The sequence below is a fragment of the Lonsdalea britannica genome (assembly GCF_003515985.1).
GTDB classification, from domain to species: Bacteria; Pseudomonadota; Gammaproteobacteria; order Enterobacterales; family Enterobacteriaceae; genus Lonsdalea; species Lonsdalea britannica.
Genome location: NZ_CP023009.1, coordinates 2,403,252 through 2,420,227 on the forward strand (window position 1 = coordinate 2,403,252; position 16,976 = coordinate 2,420,227).

The 16,976-nt window shown below is 56.0% G+C and carries 12 protein-coding genes and 1 pseudogene; 7 read left to right on the forward strand and 6 right to left on the reverse strand.

Features of this window, described 5'->3' with window-relative positions:
- Positions 1-497: 497 nt before the first annotated feature.
- The 4 genes from CKQ53_RS11020 to CKQ53_RS11035 are packed head-to-tail and all read right to left on the reverse strand — an operon-like array spanning position 498 to position 4,000.
- The gene (locus CKQ53_RS11020) at positions 498-1,106 is read right to left on the reverse strand and encodes a PqiC family protein (RefSeq protein WP_085651918.1); all 609 of its coding nucleotides are present in this window, start codon (positions 1,104-1,106) and stop codon (positions 498-500) included.
- Positions 1,103-2,758: a PqiB family protein gene (locus tag CKQ53_RS11025; RefSeq protein WP_085651917.1), complete on the reverse strand. Its 1,656-nt coding sequence runs from the start codon at positions 2,756-2,758 to the stop codon at positions 1,103-1,105. Before CKQ53_RS11025 ends, CKQ53_RS11020 begins: the two co-directional genes overlap by 4 nt.
- Complete coding sequence (locus tag CKQ53_RS11030) at positions 2,755-3,378, reverse strand: paraquat-inducible protein A (protein WP_094117709.1); 624 nt, start codon at positions 3,376-3,378, stop codon at positions 2,755-2,757. The genes CKQ53_RS11025 and CKQ53_RS11030 overlap by 4 nt, the downstream gene beginning before the upstream one ends.
- A complete protein-coding gene (locus tag CKQ53_RS11035) occupies positions 3,371-4,000 on the reverse strand; it encodes a paraquat-inducible protein A (RefSeq protein ID WP_094117710.1) in 630 nt (209 codons plus the stop codon). The genes CKQ53_RS11030 and CKQ53_RS11035 overlap by 8 nt, the downstream gene beginning before the upstream one ends.
- 569 nt (positions 4,001-4,569) lie before the next feature.
- Between CKQ53_RS11035 and CKQ53_RS11045 the strand changes: the two genes are divergently transcribed.
- From CKQ53_RS11045 to CKQ53_RS11055, 3 genes are all read left to right on the forward strand, one after another.
- Positions 4,570-5,187 (forward strand): TetR/AcrR family transcriptional regulator, encoded by a 618-nt coding sequence (locus CKQ53_RS11045; RefSeq protein WP_085651913.1) that lies wholly within the window; start codon positions 4,570-4,572, stop codon positions 5,185-5,187.
- Between the two features lie 1,371 nt (positions 5,188-6,558).
- Positions 6,559-7,149: a helix-turn-helix domain-containing protein gene (locus tag CKQ53_RS11050; protein WP_139824013.1), complete on the forward strand. Its 591-nt coding sequence runs from the start codon at positions 6,559-6,561 to the stop codon at positions 7,147-7,149.
- An 839-nt stretch (positions 7,150-7,988) separates the two neighbouring features.
- On the forward strand, positions 7,989-8,768 hold the full coding sequence (locus tag CKQ53_RS11055; RefSeq protein WP_085651911.1) for an ABC transporter substrate-binding protein: 780 nt from the start codon (positions 7,989-7,991) through the stop codon (positions 8,766-8,768).
- A gap of 64 nt (positions 8,769-8,832) precedes the next feature.
- Here the strand turns inward: CKQ53_RS11055 and CKQ53_RS11060 are convergent, their stop codons facing one another.
- A complete protein-coding gene (locus CKQ53_RS11060; RefSeq protein WP_085651910.1) occupies positions 8,833-9,990 on the reverse strand; it encodes a methionine aminotransferase in 1,158 nt (385 codons plus the stop codon).
- A 127-nt stretch (positions 9,991-10,117) separates the two neighbouring features.
- Here CKQ53_RS11060 and CKQ53_RS11065 point away from each other — a divergent pair, with 127 nt between their 5' ends.
- Entirely contained in the window at positions 10,118-11,044 is a 927-nt protein-coding gene (locus tag CKQ53_RS11065; protein ID WP_085651909.1) for a LysR substrate-binding domain-containing protein, read from the forward strand.
- On the opposite strand, the pseudogene CKQ53_RS11070 reads toward CKQ53_RS11065, so the two are convergent.
- Positions 11,041-12,971 (reverse strand): annotated as a pseudogene (locus tag CKQ53_RS11070) (aliphatic sulfonate ABC transporter substrate-binding protein). The gene CKQ53_RS11065 and the pseudogene CKQ53_RS11070 sit on opposite strands and share 4 nt — an antisense overlap.
- 279 nt (positions 12,972-13,250) lie before the next feature.
- On the opposite strand from CKQ53_RS11070, the gene ssuD reads away from it, so the two are divergent.
- From ssuD to CKQ53_RS11085, 3 genes are read left to right on the forward strand one after another with little or no spacing between them, the layout of a single operon-like run.
- On the forward strand, positions 13,251-14,423 hold the full coding sequence (gene ssuD, locus CKQ53_RS11075) for an FMNH2-dependent alkanesulfonate monooxygenase (protein ID WP_085651907.1): 1,173 nt from the start codon (positions 13,251-13,253) through the stop codon (positions 14,421-14,423).
- A gap of 15 nt (positions 14,424-14,438) precedes the next feature.
- On the forward strand, positions 14,439-15,542 hold the full coding sequence (sfnG, locus tag CKQ53_RS11080; RefSeq protein WP_094117713.1) for a dimethylsulfone monooxygenase SfnG: 1,104 nt from the start codon (positions 14,439-14,441) through the stop codon (positions 15,540-15,542).
- Positions 15,535-16,944: an FAD/NAD(P)-binding protein gene (locus CKQ53_RS11085; protein ID WP_085651905.1), complete on the forward strand. Its 1,410-nt coding sequence runs from the start codon at positions 15,535-15,537 to the stop codon at positions 16,942-16,944. Before sfnG ends, CKQ53_RS11085 begins: the two co-directional genes overlap by 8 nt.
- Positions 16,945-16,976: the final 32 nt, after the last annotated feature.

The following is a 16,976-nucleotide window of genomic DNA, read 5'->3' on the forward strand; positions in this document are numbered from 1 at the left end:
ATGGCTTGATATTTTTATAACTAATTGTTATTTAACGATTTTATTTATATTTTATTTTTTGTTGAGATTTTGTGCTGGGATGCGGACATCCAGCGTAATAATGCGCTGGTATTATTTTATTTAAGGATGAAATTGAGGATATTTAGGGGCGTTTTTTGGGGTTGGAGAGGCAAGTGCCGAAGTGTGACTGGCTTCTCTGAATTTGTTTAATATATTGTTTTTAAATATAATCATTCGCCTTTTTCTTAGGGCGTGACTAACGGGCCTAACGTTTTATAAAACTAAGGATCTCACACCCGTCAGCGACGGGTGGTATCTTTTCCTGACCCGTAATGAGCGGATAGAATAACGGCGCATCGCGCGCGGTGACCGACATCTCCGCGAATGAAGGCATGCTTTCCGAAAAGCATCGGGCTCTGGAAGCAGAACCGCAGATGATGAAAGCGGGACGCTTGGCGTTTGCGCACCGCTTCTTCGTTTTTATCCGCGCAAGTGGCTTATCCCGTGCAGGACGCGTTGGGATTGGCGTACCACTGCCGGGCGTGGGTTGAGATCTGCGTAGCCAGATGGGCGAACACACGTTGCTCCGCCGCTACCAGCTGCGGTATTCCGCCTGGCGCATTCTCGGTGAAACGACTGGCGCATACCAGACGGGCCGAACGTTCGGCGCCAGGCTGGCTGAGACTCCAGTCGGCTTCGAGTTGGACACGCTGGCCCGGCCAGGCGTCCAAGCGACGTATTTGCACCAGCACGCGTATGACGGGGTTATCCGCAGGACGCGGCAGCCCGGAGATATCCTGCGTGTTTAACTGGGCTACCAGTCCCGCAGCGAGCGCGGTGCGGACCTCATCGCTGAGCGCGCTGAGCCAGCGCTCATTGTCGAGGACGCCGACGCCGCCTTCACCCTGACGCACAACCAGCTGCGGCAGGTCGATTTGCGGCGGTACGCCAACCGGCAGTACGGCGATCAAAAACGGCGCAGGGGGCGTGGCGTGCGTTGGCGCGGCGGCTGGCACCAGCGTGTGATAATTCATCTGCGGTGATGCGCAGGCGGCCAGCAGCAGGATGATGGCGGTAGCGAAGGAAAAACGGACGTGTGCGATCATTTTGTCGCTCCTGAATGGGGTGAGGGGCTGACCTGAGTGAGTGGCGGATCGTGCGGTCTGCCCTGAAGCAGCGACTCGGGATGACGTTCTATCTGGTCGGCCAGCGTGCGCATTGAACGCAACGCGCGCAGCAGTTCCTGCAGGTTTTGCCCCAGCGTCATCATGATCGGTGAATCTTCCGCCATCAGGCCGTTAGCCGTTTCAGCCGTTTGTCGCATCTGCTTGAGCAACTGCGTGGTTTCCGGCAACGTCTGACCGTTCACCTGACGTAACGTTTTATCCAGGCTTCCCAGCGTCGCGTTCAGGTTGTTGCTGATGGATTCGAGCGGCATCTTGTCGACTTTGCTGACGATACTGGCCAGCTGTTCCTGCAGGCGATCAAACCCTCCACTGGTGGTGGGAAGGCGCAGCGGGTGAGCGTTTAAATCGAACTTCACCTTGGGCGCCTGCGGAATGAAATCCAGAGAAATATAGAGCTGACCGGTCAGGAGATTGCTGGACGCCGCCTGAGCGCGCAGTCCCTGATCGACCAGGTCTCGCGTGAACCTGGCCGTTTCCTGCTCGATGTTGTCCGTGACTTTAGGCAGCTTGTTCAGCACATTGCCCATCCGGTTGGGATACACCTCGATGCCGACGACGGAGGGGAAGCGGTAGCCTGTATGGTTGTAGTCCAGCTCCACCGATACAACCTGACCGATTTTGATGCTGGAAAACTCGACGGGCGCGCCGACCGCGAGGCCGTGTAGCGAGCGTTCGAAACGTAGCTGGAAGAATATCGCTGGTCCGTCCGGCGGCGCCATTGCGCTGTCCTGATCTTTGGCGAGCCGATACGTGATGTCGCTTCCGGCAGCGGGTGAACCGCTATCGCTATCGGGAGTAGCGAAGGCGATACCGCCCGTCACGATGGACGCGATCGTTTGTGTTCTGAGGCGAAAACCGTTGGCGCCGACTGAGACATCCAGACCGCTGGCGTTCCAGAAACGGGTATTGGCGGTCACGAAGCGGTTATAAGGCGCGTCGACAAAGACCTGTAACGCGACGTTTTTGCCGTCCTCTTTTAACCGATAGGACGCAATACGGCCGACCTGGACCCGGCGGTAGTAAACCGGAGAGCCGATATCGAGCGATCCCAAATCGTCCGTCAACACTTCAAACTGACTGCCGGGCATTCCGTTGATGACGGCGGGCGGCGCTTCGAGTCCGGAGAAGGCGCGTTTTGATTCCTCGGACGCGCCTTTATCAACCCCGATATAGGCGCCGGACAACAAGGTATCAATCCCGGTGACGCCGCCCATGCCGACGCGAGGACGGACGACCCAGAAACGGGTATCGGCCCGCGCCAGGTTTTCCGCGCTCTTATCCAGTTGTACGGTGACCCGCACGCGGTCACCGCCGTCGTCGAGCGCAAGGGACGAGACGGTCCCGACCGTCACGTCCTTATACTTGACCGCTGTTTTACCGGCTTCCAGCCCTGAGGCTGTCAGAAAGGTAATCGTGATCTCGGGACCCGCCGAGAACCACGTTTTCGCCAGCAAGGCCGCGCCGGTAAATAGCGCAATCGCCGGAATAAGCCACACCAACGAAATGTGCCGGCGTTGGCGTGAGATGTCCGGATCGCCGGGTTCGTTGTGTGGGTCGTTCGTAGCATTCATTTATCATCACCATCCCAAATGAGGCGTGGATCAAAGTTCATTGCGGAAAGCATGGTAAGTATCACCACCAAACCGAAATACAAGATGCCGCTGCGCGGCTCTACATCGCTGAGCATTTGAAATTTGACGAGCGCGGAAACGGCCGCGACGACAAAGACATCAAGCATGGACCAGTAACCGATGAGCTCGGTTAACCGATACAGCTTTGCTCGTTCGAGACGGGCGCCGGCGCTCTGTTTCCGTGCGGAGATCAGCAGCACGCCGAGCGCCAGAAACTTGATGCACGGAATCACCACGCTGGCGGCAAAAATCAGCAGGGCGATACCGTATGAACCGGCGTTCCAGAAGTCGATCACCCCCGCCATGATGGTGCTCTCACTGCCGTTGCCAAACAGACTGGTGTACATCACCGGCAGAACGTTGGCCGGGATATAGAAAATTATCGCAGCCATCAGGAGCGCCCAGGAACGGCTGATGCTGGCGGGGTGTCTCGGGTGAAGGCGCGTATGGCAGCGCGGGCACCGCGCTGGTATAGGCGATGTGCGCTCTGGCTCGCAGACGAGGCGGCATAAAGGACAGCCAATGACGCCGAGCTGTACGGCGCGTATTGGACTACGCATGAGCGGCCTCCCGAGGGGGCGGGGCATCGGTGTAGTCCCACAAGATGAGCACATTCCGATGACTGATCACCACAAGAAGCACCATTAGCGTCGCCATTGCCCAGCAGCCGGGACCGGGAAGCACATCCAAAAATCCCGACAGTTTGATGCCTGCGACCATAAAGCCGAGCATGCCGACTTCAACCATGCTCCACGGACGGATTCGATCCTGAATCTTCATACAGAGAATAAATCCCGGAGCGCGCCGCCGACGCCGGGCGGACAACAGTATCCAGCCAAACAGCAAAATTTGCAGCGCGGGGATGACGATGAGCAGCAGCGCGGTCAATAAAGCCAGCAGCAGCGTCGGCCCCTGAGCGAGCGCGACGGCGGTCTGCCAGAGCGTCGCTGAATTTTGCACGCCGTGGAAACTGACCCGGAGTACCGGAAAAATGTTAGCCAGCACCCAGACGATCGCGGCCGTCAGCGTGATCGCCAGCCACGCGTTAAGATCGATCGGTGCCGCGCGATACAGTACTGCCGAGCAGCGCGCGCAGCGAGCGGATTCGCCATTTTGCAGCAAAGGCTTCTGGTAAACGCTGTCGCACTGCGCGCAGACGGTAAGATGACGGCATGTTTTCATGATAATTCGGGCGATGAACGCCCCTCAAAGGAAGCCGCGGGTGGACGAGGGCTGAGCTCCGCAAGGTAACCCATTGTATATTGACTCTTTAGATATCCGGATGGCGAGCGCCATAGATTCGGGTGGAAAGTGGACGTTGCGATAGAGTGCCACGGGTTTAATTTTTACGCTCATATATTTACGCCAGTCGATTGGGCGGGCGTCACGCGAGGCGAGAGAAACGGCCGACAACGTCACGGCGGGCGGCGGTTGTACGCCACGTTCGACGCTGAATAATGGCCGGTCTTGCGCAGGGGTATTCACGGCCACGCAGAACCCGACAAGCAGAATAACTGACCGCAACATCTTGAGCTGGTTATACATGAGAGGGACTCTGTCAGATTCAAGTGATACCGAAAGCCGCCAAAACCGGCTTGCTGACTGAAGTCGGCCAGCCTTTACAAGGTCAGACCTCGGCGGTACAGTAATGACAATTAGCGAAAATAAACCGTACGGTTCAGTTTTGCACCGATTTTTTTTTGCTGTCAAGAAAATGGTGATATGCCAATCTCGTTATTGCAGGTGAGACAATGAAAGTACGGACTCAGGCCCGTCGTGAATCTATCGTCAGCGCTGCGGCCCAACTCTTCCAGGAGATGGGGTACGAGCGCGCATCGATGAATGAACTGGCGAAGCGTCTCGGAGGCTCCAAAGCTACCCTCTATAGTTATTTCCCGTCCAAAGAAGCGTTGTTCGTCGCCGTGGTGCGAGCCCATGCGACGATGCACTTGTCAGACGCTGTCGCTGAGCTGGCCGATCGCATCGAAACCGGCGTCTCCTTTAATCAAACGCTGATGCGTTTCGGCGAATGCATGTTGTCAGTGCTCACCAATGACAGTAGCGCACTGGCCGTCTATCGTATGGTGGTTGCGGAAGCCGGGCGGTCGAACATCGGTATGCTGTTTTACGAATCCGGTCCCAGCGAGTGCCTGGATGTGCTGTCCAATCTGATGACGACAGCGATGGAACAAGGCGATCTGCGACAGGACGACCCTCGCATTCGCGCGTTGCAATTTCTGGCGCTAGTTACGGCTGAAACAGAGATTCGCATCTTCCAGTGTGAGCCTGAACCGTTTAGCACCGATGAAATCCGTGAGCTGACCCGACGGGCGGTCGATATGTTTCTGGCGGGCGCCGGTCCACGCTAACGGCCTATTTTTCACGTTAATCTCCCTTCTGCCGGGATTCATGATCAGCCATGCTGAGTCCTGGCGCTTTTTATCGCCTCTCTCCCATCCATATTATTCACGAATAGGATATCTCGACGCGATGCGCCATCATTAATGCGCCTTCGCTATAAAGATATACGTAGTTACGCCGTTATTATATTTCTTCGATCGGTATTGGTGTTAATGTTAATCAATATGCTTTAGCTAATTAAATCTCACTTTGTCGACAGTATATTATGAAATAGTATCAAGGCTATGGTAATATCAGCTGCCTGATTACCGATATGGATATCATTGCGCTAACACAGGGTCGACCCCAAGAACTTTAACGATCGTGTCATTGATGGCATTATTTTTGTTTATTTTTTTATCTCCTCTTAACTTAATGCGGAGAGGGGGACGTGTACCTGCCGGTAATATTTTGGCCTGTCAAAGTTGCGCAGAACGATGAAACCAAAATAACTAACTGATTCAGGAAAGCCAACATGACATAAATTGAACCCCCCATAATAAATATCAACGTATAAAATATTTTTATCAATGTCTCCTGAGATATAAAAAATAAAAATGCATTAATTCGGTCGGCGCGATACGGTTTTCTCACCACGAAAGGAAAAAAGAGGAAAATCTAATGATCTGAGGGGAATGATGGGTGTTGAGTCGTGCTGGATAAGAAAGCTATTGCCAGCCTGGTGAAAAATTAATAATCAGCGTAAAAATAGAGAGATAGTGTAAATGATTCATCCATCACCTCCCGTTTCTATCTATATTATCTTCACTGTGAAAAAGAGGATGCGTATCTGAAATGTCATAAATTAACTACCGTAATGTTATTATATTTAGATGTAATTCAAGATGAAAGATAAGACATTCTAAATAAAAAACACATGCCTGATTTTAAATCCACGGGAATTAGGTGGTCGTTTACAAGTAATTAACAGGAGTAGGAAAACGATAATCCGCGATCAGAATGGGTTCTGATTCTGAAATCGATATCGCCTGTCGGTGATAAGACGTGATTACCATATGTACTGAGTGGAGCGCATGCATTTTAAGGGGGAGCTTGTATCTGGCTGCGTGAGTGAATGGTGCGATAATCCAGTGTTGGCGGCGCTCTTCGGGATGAGGAGGTGGGGGGTGTGGCGCTTGAAATTGGTCTTAAAAAAGGAGGGGTAAACTTTCTTATTGTTAAGAAAATTCTTGGTAAGGGGTCATTTCTGAAAAAATTCTGAAATAATGTGACTGATGTTCATTCTTTTTATTCGGTGTTATACTTCTTAAAAATCCTACACGAGAGATATAATTTTATGGCATCGCCTCTTTTATGCTAATGGCGATTTATGGCTAGTTGTGACTAAAGTTGGAGGTAATAAAGAAACAATGGATTATGTGTTTTTTCTCGAAGATGAAATAATAACTTATTCGCTTCAAAAAATAATTCGTAGTAAGATTATGACTACAGTCGACATGAGCCATGTCGCGACTGATGTGAGTGATTTGATGCGATATCCCAATAAAGAGGTCAGTAAGGTTTTTTTTATCGGAACTTCAAATGAATGCCCGATAACAGCATCTCTTGTCGACGTGATAAAATTCATCAATAAGGAAAATAGAATTATTCTCTTTAAAAACAACGCATCGTGCTATAACTTAAATTATCAGAAATGCGACTCAGTTATCGGGCTGAAAAGTCCCATTGCTGAGATAGTCTCTTCGATAAAGAAAGCCACCCAATCTCCACTCTATATTAACACCGAGCCGAAACCAAGGAGACTATCATCCAGGGAAATGTTTGTTCTTGAGCAACTCGCCACAGGGAAGTCAAATAAAGAAGTTTCCTCGATGCTGTGTCTGAGTGAGAAAACTATCAGCAGTCATAAGAAAAATATCCTTAGAAAACTTAACGCAAAAAATATTATCGAAGCTGTAAATCGCATATAAACAAATCATCTTCATATCGTATACACACTCAGAACATTATTTCAAAATAGCTGTTTTATTTTTTAATTTAAAAAACTTTTCATTATATTAAATGGTTTTCCCCATTAACAATGGGTGAAATTATTTTCTATACCCTGAAGGAAAAAATTCTATTCACTGAGATAATCTTTTGGCATCAACGCGATGAACCTAACTTGTTTTCGAATGCGATGAATATGTTAAAAATAATTCGTTAAAGGGAATGCGGCATACACTCTCCTGGCTTATTGTTACTAATTGTTTCTTTGCGTAAACGATTGGCGGAGTGATGTAATAACCCGTGATTAAGGTGAAAATTACCGAGCATAGAGGGGGCTATGCTCTATCCTGGTCGTCTTCGATTTCCTCTCTTGACAGAAGAATGTCAACGCCTCTTCTTCCCCCGGTCAGACAAGGTAATTCTCTCGCCATTTCACAGCTATTTCCTCTTTTTGAACTACACCTGCGGCGGCTAACACGACTGGGGGGGAGATGTCTCGCCGACGTCAGTAAAAGGCGCTAAATCGTTCAATCACCCTGGCATAGTGACTAGGACTCTACGCGGTTAATCACTTAACGAGCGTCACCCTGGTAGCCCCGGCAGAGGGGAACTCCCCATCCTCAAAAGGGATTTTTCCGCCTTTGATGGTCTCCGCCATCTTCATTGCCGAACATCGTCGACTATTCCGTTATTCGCGGTATGCTGAATAGGGCGACGGCGCGCGCATTCAAGGCTTCTCGCCGACGCTACGCGTAATTCTCGGGCTGTTAAATCATCAGCGCTATTTCCCTGATAAAAGATAAAAACGGAGACTGTAGCAGTGAAGAAAATGACCTCCATACTTCTGGCTGGATGCCTGTTCACGCTGGGATCCGCCTGGGCGGAACAGACCACGGTGCGTTTCGGGTTGGAAGCCCTGTATCCGCCGTTTGAATATAAAACGCCGGAAGGCGACCTGGCCGGTTTTGACGTGGATCTGGGCAATGCGGTCTGTGAAGCCGCTAAAGTTCGCTGCACCTGGACCGAAGCCTCCTTCGACGGCCTGATACCGGCCCTGCAGGCGCGTAAATTCGACATCATTAACTCGGCCATGAATGTGACTGAAAAACGACGTCAGGCGATTGATTTCACCGATGTGATTTATCACATTCCCAGCTTGCTGATCGCCCGGGCGGACAGCGGACTGCTGCCGACGGTAGCGTCGCTGCGCGGAAAACAGGTCGGGGTATTACAGTCCTCGGTGCAGGAAAGCTATGCCAATGCTCACTGGGCGCCCAAAGGCGTCAATGTGGTCTCTTATCAAGACCAGGATCAGGTTTACCAGGATCTGGAGTCTGGTCGTCTGGACGCCACGTTGGTGATGGCTGCGGCCGGGCAGAGCGGTTTCTTGTCGCAGCCGATGGGTAAAGGCTTCGCCTTCGTGGGCGGCGCGGTGGAAGACGAGAGCATTCTGGGACGCGGTATCGCCTTCGGCTTGCGTAAGGGCGACGACGGGCTTCGCCAGCGTTTGAATACGGCGATTGCTGAAGTGAAAGCCAAAGGCACGATTAACGAACTGTCTAAAAAATATTTCGGCGGATTAGACGTCACCGCGAAGTAACTGGACGACGAGGATCCGGGCGTTCACGCCCGGATTTGATGCGCTTCAGGCAACGTTTCCCACACTACCGCACCTGACACAACCGCCGCGCGCCTTCCCGCAACGTGTCATCATCTTTCGAGAAACTTAAACGGATCAATCCGGTGTCAACGCCTTCGCTATAGAACGCCGACAGCGGGATGGTGGCGACCTTATAGTCCCGAATCAGCTTGAGAACGAAATCGTCATCGCTCAGATCGCTGAACTCCCTGAAACGCGCCAGCACGAAGAAACTACCGCCGCTCGGCAGCAGCTCGAATGGAGAGGGTTGCAGCGCATCCACCAGCAGATCTCGCTTGTGCTGATAGAACTCGGCCAGTCCCAAATAGCTCTGCGGGTCCGCCATCATGGCGGCGAATGCATACTGCATCGGCGTATCCGCCGAAAACACCATAAACTGGTGCACTTTTCTAATTTCATCCATCAACGCTTTCGGCGCCAGACAATAGCCGACGCGCCAGCCGGTAACGTGATAGGTTTTCCCGAACGACGACACGATGACGCTGCGTTCCGCCAGCGCCGGATGACGCGCCATGCCGTGATGGATACCGTCATCAAAGACCATGTGTTCATACACTTCGTCAGACAGGATGGCGATATCGGTGTCGCGCGTCAGAGCGGTGAGTCGTTCGATGTCGTGTTCGTCGAAAACCATCCCGGTGGGGTTATGTGGGCTGTTGACGATAATCATCCGGGTTTTGGGGTTAATGGCCGCGGCCACTTCATCCCAGTCGATGCGCAGATCGCTCAGCGACAGTTTGATCGGGATTGCGGTTGCGCCCTGCAAACGGACAATCGGCGCATAGCTGTCGAACGCGGGTTCGAAATAGATCACTTCATCGCCCGGATGCACCAACGCGCTAATGGCCGAGTAAAGCCCCTCGCTGGCGCTGGCCATGATCGTGATCTCCTCATCGGCATCGTAACGGGCGCCATATAGCCGTTCAGTTTTCTCCGCCAGCGCGTGGCGCAATGCGCTCAGACCAGTCATGGACGCATACTGATTATGTCCGTCGCGCATGGCTTGGGAGACGGCGTCGATCAGCTGAGGCGCACAGGCGAAGTTAGGCGCGCCCTGCGACAGGTTCAGCGCCTGATGCTCGGCGCTCAGTTGGCCAATCACGGTAAAGATGGTAGTGCCGACATCCGGCAGCTTGGAACGGGTGGCGCATGCGCTCTGCATGGATAGCTCCTGTTTGTCATCGGGAATAGGGTCATTAAGTAATAGAAAACCCTGGGCAACAAGGGAAACTTTGTCATACTAGCCATGCACTCAGGACATGGCTTAACCGGCTGCGACGAGGAGTATCATGGTCCAGAACCGCCCTTCGCTGGATGTACTGCACACCTTCGCGGTGGTATCTCAGCATCTCAATTTCACCCATGCGGCACAGGCCCTCTGCCTGACGCAGGGCGCAGTCAGTCGCCAGATTCTGGGGCTGGAGCGTCAACTGGGTTACCCGTTGTTCAAACGTCATGCGCGCGGATTGATTCTGACGCCTCAGGGAGAGCGCTTGCTGACGCCGGTGCGTCAGGCGCTGGCGACCATTGATGAGGCGCTGGTGCGGGCCGCCGCCCGGCCGGGGACGTTGCGCATCAAATGCCCGACCTGCGCCATGCGCTGGGTGTTGCCTCGGGTCATTCGCCTGCAAAACGATATGCCGGACATTCATATCGAGCTGACGTCGTCGATTTCGCATGGGTTGGATTTCGATCACGAACATTTCGATGCGGCGGTGGTGTTTGGCCGTCCCTCGGCGCGTGGGCTGACGTTGCATCCGCTGTTTGACGAAGTGCTGACGCCTGTCTGCGCGCCCTCGCAGCTTCCGATCGGTCGGGCGATGACGCTGGAAGATTTGTCGCAGCACACGCTGTTGCACCCTACGCGGGACCGGCGTGACTGGCTGCTGTGGTTGCGAGCGGCGGGGCGTGATGCGTTGCCGTCCAGCAAGGCGCAACATTTTGATACGCTCGATCTGGCGATGAGCGCCGCGCAGCAGGGATTTGGCATCGCCATCGGCGATCTCTGCCTGCTGGAAGACGACGTGAAAATGCAACGGGTCGTCACGCCTTTCCCGCTCTGCGTGCCAAGCGGCTCCTCCTATTATCTGGCGTATCCGGCGTCTTCAGAGACGACGCCGTCACTCAGCGCGCTGACGGCGCGACTGACGGAAGAGGCGGCGCTCAGCCGGGCGCATGTCTCGTCGTTGATGCGGGCGGAGAGCCACGCCCGCTAGCGGATATTTCCCCGTTGCCAGATCGCATCCCGCACGGTAATCGGGCGGGACAGCAGTCCCAGCGCATAAAAACGGTCGGCGATAATCTGCTGCTCGCGGATCACCGCGATATCCATCGGACGCGTTCGGTGACTGCGTCGCTGCAACGCGCGTTCCAGCGACGCGGTGGCCATGCCCAGCTCGACGGAGAGACTCCGCGCCGCCTCGCTGCGCTGACTGTCGATGTTGTGGCCTGTCTGCGTCAGCAATTCCAGCAGCGGCTCCAGCACATCCTCATGACGAACGACGAAGTCGCGACGCGCCAGATAAAACTGATGGTTAAGCACACGTCTGCGCCCGTCGGCGATGACCCGCAACGCGCCGTCGCGTTCGGCATCGCTTAACAGCGGATCCCACATCATCCACGCATCCACGGCGTGGTAATCACTCGGCGTCAGCGGGTATTTGGGGGGGAATACACGACGCGGACGTCGTTCAGCGTCAGCCCCTGTTCGTCCAGCATCTGCACCAGCAAATAGTGAACGTTCGAACCTTTGTTGACGGAGATCCGTTTGCCGCGCAAATCCGCCAGCGTATGAATATCGCTGTCCCGAGCGACCAGCATCGCCACGCTCTCCGGCGCGGGCGGTTCATAGGCGACATACACCAACGGCGTACCCGCGGCCTGAGCGAAAATCGGCGGGACTTCTCCCGTGGTGCCAAAGTCGATTTCATCGTTGTGCAGCGCGTGCAACAGCTGCGGCCCCGCGGGGAATTCGCTCCACAAGACGCTGATGCCCTGGCGTGAAAATTTGTTTTCCAGACTCTGGCGCGCTTTCAGTACGCCAAGAATACCGAATTTCTGATAGCCGATGCGCAGTTCGCGCTCCGGATGTCCGGCAGACGATGCCCCGGAGAAGGAAGAAGAGGCCACCGGCGCGGTTTTACGTCGGCCTTTGATTAGCCCCTGATTGGCCAGCAGCGTGCGCAGGGTGTTCCGGCTAACGCCCAGCAGCGCGGCGGCCTGCGTCTGATTGCCGTGGCTCAGTTCGAATGCGTTGCGGATGAGGGCATGCTGGAGTCGGTCATACAGCCGCTCCGCCTCGCTTTCCAGTTGCTGGCGGATAAAACGGTCAATCGCATCGTCGCACGTTGGGACATTCAGATCTGACAGCGTCAGATTAAGGCGCAACTGCGCCGGGGTGATATCGCCGTCTTTGCTCAGCAGCACGGCATTATGCAGGGTATTTTCCAGCTCGCGCACGTTGCCGGGCCAGCTATAGGCCATCAACGTATCCAACGCGTCCTGCGACAGTCGTCGGGTGGGACGGCCCAGACGGCGGGCATATAGCGACAGGAAATGCTGCGCCAGCACCGGAATATCGCCGGTGCGATGGCGCAGCGGCGGCAGGTCGACCACGGCGACGTTAAGACGATAGTAGAGATCTTCCCGAAAACGCCGTTCGCGAATGGCCAGCGCCAAATCGACATGGGTGGCGGCGATCACGCGTACATTCATCTTCACCGGTTTGCGCGATCCCACGCGGGTGATCTCCCGCTCCTGCAAGACCCGCAGCAGCTTGACCTGTAACGGTAAACTCAGCTCGCCGATCTCATCCAATAGCAGCGTGCCGCCCTCCGCGGCTTCAAACCAGCCCTGATGGGTTTGCGTGGCGCCGGTAAACGCGCCTTTCTCATGGCCGAACAGTTCCGCTTCGGCCAGGCTTTCCGTCAGCGCGCCGCAGTTCACCGCCAGAAACGGCTGCTGCCAGCGGGTGCTGTGATGATGCAGATAGCGCGCCACCACCTCTTTCCCCGTTCCGGTTTCCCCCACGATCAGCACCGTGGCGTCCGTCGGCGCCAGCTTGTCCAGCATACTTTGGAAGGCGAGAGAGGCGGGATCGATTAGCACTGGCGTATCGGCGGCGAAAGGCTGGGGGTTTTTCATCGATGGCGTTCACGGCTGAGAACTGGATGGCCTGAGCTTATCCCAGCGCCAGCAGTGATACGAGAGGACCATTGAGGCCCATTGCTGCAAACGCAGCAGTTGGTGATACCTATTTGCTGCAAATGCACCATTTTTACCGTCGGCTGGAGAGGTGTAATGCCATGATTTTATTAGATAAAAAATCACGTACTTCATGGCACGGATCCTGCTTTGATTTTTATAACTAAATTGGATCATTGTTTGTATAAATAATGAATATAGTTATATAGGAATCGAATAATGGCTGAGTCTGACAACGGCAATATCAAGGTTTTCTGGTTCCTGCCCACGCATGGCGATGGGCGTTATCTGGGGACGTCTCACGGCGGCCGCCCGGTGGATCTGGCGTATTTGCAGCAAGTGGCGCTGGCGGCGGATAACCTCGGTTACTACGGCGTCCTCATTCCTACCGGCAAGAGCTGTGAAGATTCTTGGCTGGTGGCCTCGGCGCTGGCGCCTATCACCCGTAAGCTGCGCTATCTGGTGGCCGTCCGTCCGGGCCTGCAACCGCCGACGCTGGCGGCCCGCATGGCGGCCACGCTCGACCGGTTGTCGGAGGGTCGGTTGCTGATCAACGTGGTGACGGGCGGCGATCCGGTGGAAAACAAAGGCGACGGCATCTTTTTGAGTCACGCCGAACGCTATGAGGTTACCGAAGAGTTCCTGCACGTGTATACCCGGCTGTTGAAGGGCGAGAAAGTGGATTTCGCCGGTAAGCATATTCAGGTCGAAGGGGCGGAAGTGCTGTTTCCGCCGGTGCAGGAAAATGGCCCGCCGCTCTATTTCGGCGGCTCTTCGCCGGAGGCCATCGACGTGGCGGCGGAACAGATTGATACCTATCTCACCTGGGGTGAACCGCTGGCGCAGGTTGAGGAGAAATTGCGGGTGGTGCGCGAGCGCGCCGACGCCAACGGACGGACGCTGAACTACGGCATCCGCCTGCATGTCATCGTTCGTGAAACCGAGGAAGAGGCCTGGGCGGCGGCCGATCGTCTAATCGCCCATCTGGATGACGACACCATCGCGCAGGCGCAGAAAATCTTCGCCCGTATGGATTCGACCGGACAGGCGCGGATGAGCGCGTTGCATCGCGGCTCGCGGGAATCTTTGCGGATCGGCCCGAATCTGTGGGCGGGCGTCGGTCTGGTGCGCGGCGGCGCGGGTACGGCGCTGGTGGGCAGTCCGCAGCAGGTCGCGGATCGCCTGCGTGAATATCAGGCGCTGGGCATCGAAAACTTCATTTTGTCCGGCTATCCCCATCTGGAGGAGGCCCATCGCTTCGCCGAGCTGGTGATGCCGCTGCTGCCGTTGGCGCCGTCGTCCCGCCAGCCGTCGCGCGCCGTCAATACCGGCCCCTTTGGTGAAACCATCGGCGGCGACCGCCGACCGGTCAAACAGGTCAGCGCCAGCTAATCACGGGAGATCGCTATGCCTCATCAGGAAACTCGCCGCCCCATCCAGTTCGCCTACTGGGTGCCGAATGTCTCCGGCGGACTGGTCGTCAGCAAAATACCCCAGCGCACGCAGTGGGATCATCACTACAACCGCAAGCTGGCGCAGATCGCCGAGCACGCCGGTTTTGATTACGCCCTGACGCAGATTCGCTTCACCGCGGGTTACGGCGCCGACAACCAGCACGAATCAGTCACTTTTTCGCAGGACCTGCTGGCCGCCACGGAGCGTCTGACGGTGATCGCCGCGCTGTTGCCCGGTCCGTGGAATCCTGCGCTGGCGGCGAAGCAAATCGCCACCATCAGCCAGATTTACGGGCCGCGTATCGCCGTCAATATCGTGAGCGGCTGGTTTCGCGGCGAGTTCAAAGCCATAGGCGAGCCATGGTTGGATCACGAAGAGCGCTACCTGCGCTCGGAAGAGTTTATCCGCTGCCTGCGGGGCATTTGGCGCGAGCCGAGCTTTACCTTCGCGGGCGACTTTTACCGCTTCCGTGATTACGTTTTCAAACCCAAACCGCTCGACCCGCTGCCGGAAATTTTTCAGGGGGGCAGTTCACGGGCGGCGCGGGATATGGCGGCGCAGGTGTCGGACTGGTACTTCACCAATGGCAACACCGTAGAGGGCATTCGGCGGCAGGTGGAGGACATCCAGCACAAGGCGCAGTCGCATCAACGCCGGGTGAACATCGGCGTCAACGGCTTCGTGATTGCGCGGGACACTGAGGAAGAGGCGCGGCAGCAGCTACAGGCGATTTTGGATCAGGCCGATCCGGCAGCGGTGAAAGGTTTTCATCACGAAGTACAAAATGCGGGCAATGCGTCGCCGGAAAAAGAGGGCAACTGGGCGCAGTCCACACTGGACGATCTGGTGCAGTACAACGACGGATTCAAAACCAACCTGATAGGCACGCCTCAGCAGATTGCGGAGCGCATTATCGACTACAAACATGCGGGTGTGGACCTGATGCTGTTGGGCTTTCTGCACTTTCAGGAAGAGGTGGAGTATTTCGGGCGGGAAATCATACCGCGGGTGAGGAAAATGGAGCAACAAACGGCAAAGGAGCAGAACGATGACTGAACCTCATATTGTCATTATTGGCGGCGGCGTGAGCGGCGCGGCGTTGGCGATCCATCTGGCGCGGACCGTGGACAGCGCACTGCGCGTCACCGTGGTGGAACCTCGGGAGCGGCTGGGACTTGGCGTCGCCTATTCCACCCGAGAGCCTGCGCATCGCATCAATGTCCCCGCAGCGCGGATGTCTCTGTTTAGCGAAGACAAAACCCACTTCGAACGCTGGTTGAAGCGCCAGTCCGAGTTCCGCGAGGACAGCGCTGCGCTATGGCCTGACGGCAATGCCTACCCGCAGCGGGGACTCTTTGGCCGCTACATCGAAGGCCTGTTCGCTGACGTTGCCAAGTCCGGTCCTGTCCGGCTTCGTCACGTATGGGATCGGGCAATCGACCTGCAGGATCATATCGTGACGACGGCGAGCGGTCTGTCGTTACGCGCCGATGCGGTGGTATTGGCCATCAGTCATCCGCCGCCGGCGCTCCCCGAGAAACTGCGCCCCTGGCAGACGCACCCGGCGTTGGTCGCCAACCCGTGGCTGTCGGGCGTGTTGGACACGGTGGCGCCGACTCATCGCGTCGGCATCGTGGGGACGGCGCTCACGATGGCCGATGTGGTGGCTTCACTGCATACGCGCGGCCACCGTGGGCCTGTCGTCGCCTTTTCGCGGCACGGTCTGTTGTCCCGCAGTAATTTGAGCGTTGACGCGCCGCCGCCGCCCTGGTCGCTGTCGTCCGACTGGCCGACGACGGCGCGCGGCGCGCTGGCGCAAGCGCGGCGAGAAGTGGCCGACGCCGCTGAACAGGGGATTCCCTGGCAGGCGGTCATGGACGAGATCCGCGCTAACGGGCAGACCTTGTGGCAGACGCTGGCGCTGAAAGAACAGCAGCGTTTCCTGCGTCATCTGCGCAGTTGGTGGGATGTCCATCGTTATCGTACCGCGCCGCAGGTGGCTCAGGTGATCGCGGCGCGGCGGGAAGCCGGTGAGCTGCGCGTGCTGGCGGCGCGACTGCGCGGCGTCGGGGCTGACGAAACCACGCTGACGCTGCAACTCCAGCCGCGTCTGGGCGAAACCGAATCGGTGACGGTCGATAAGCTGATTGTGACCACCGGTCCGGCGCATGCGTCGCTTACCGAAAGTCAGCCGTTATTGCATTCGCTGTCGCAGCGCGGCGTGCTGCAACCCGATCCGCTGGGACTGGGCATTTTGGTCAATGAACGCTCGGAAACGCTGGATGCTCACGGTCAGGCCAATGCGCGCCTGCTGGTGGTGGGGCCAGCCGCACGCGGCCGTTTCGGCGAACTGATGGGGTTGCCGCAGGTGTCGCAGCATGCGGAAAGCGTGGCGCGATACCTGATGACCTCGGTGATCCCCGCTGCCGCCTCGGCGCGATGTCCCGTCTCTTCCTGAACCTTCACGACTCACTGACTCAACGAATCATC

Excerpts from the sequence above, each read along its gene's own strand:
- CKQ53_RS11020 (WP_085651918.1), bottom strand. The coding sequence starts at position 1,106 with ATGATCGCACACGTCCGTTTTTCCTTCGCTACCGCCATCATCCTGCTG.
- CKQ53_RS11025 (WP_085651917.1), bottom strand. The coding sequence starts at position 2,758 with ATGAATGCTACGAACGACCCACACAACGAACCCGGCGATCCGGACATC.
- CKQ53_RS11030 (WP_094117709.1), bottom strand. The coding sequence starts at position 3,378 with ATGCGTAGTCCAATACGCGCCGTACAGCTCGGCGTCATTGGCTGTCCT.
- CKQ53_RS11035 (WP_094117710.1), bottom strand. The coding sequence starts at position 4,000 with ATGAAAACATGCCGTCATCTTACCGTCTGCGCGCAGTGCGACAGCGTT.
- CKQ53_RS11045 (WP_085651913.1), top strand. The coding sequence starts at position 4,570 with ATGAAAGTACGGACTCAGGCCCGTCGTGAATCTATCGTCAGCGCTGCG.
- CKQ53_RS11060 (WP_085651910.1), bottom strand. The coding sequence starts at position 9,990 with ATGCAGAGCGCATGCGCCACCCGTTCCAAGCTGCCGGATGTCGGCACT.
- CKQ53_RS11065 (WP_085651909.1), top strand. The coding sequence starts at position 10,118 with ATGGTCCAGAACCGCCCTTCGCTGGATGTACTGCACACCTTCGCGGTG.
- ssuD (WP_085651907.1), top strand. The coding sequence starts at position 13,251 with ATGGCTGAGTCTGACAACGGCAATATCAAGGTTTTCTGGTTCCTGCCC.
- sfnG (WP_094117713.1), top strand. The coding sequence starts at position 14,439 with ATGCCTCATCAGGAAACTCGCCGCCCCATCCAGTTCGCCTACTGGGTG.
- CKQ53_RS11085 (WP_085651905.1), top strand. The coding sequence starts at position 15,535 with ATGACTGAACCTCATATTGTCATTATTGGCGGCGGCGTGAGCGGCGCG.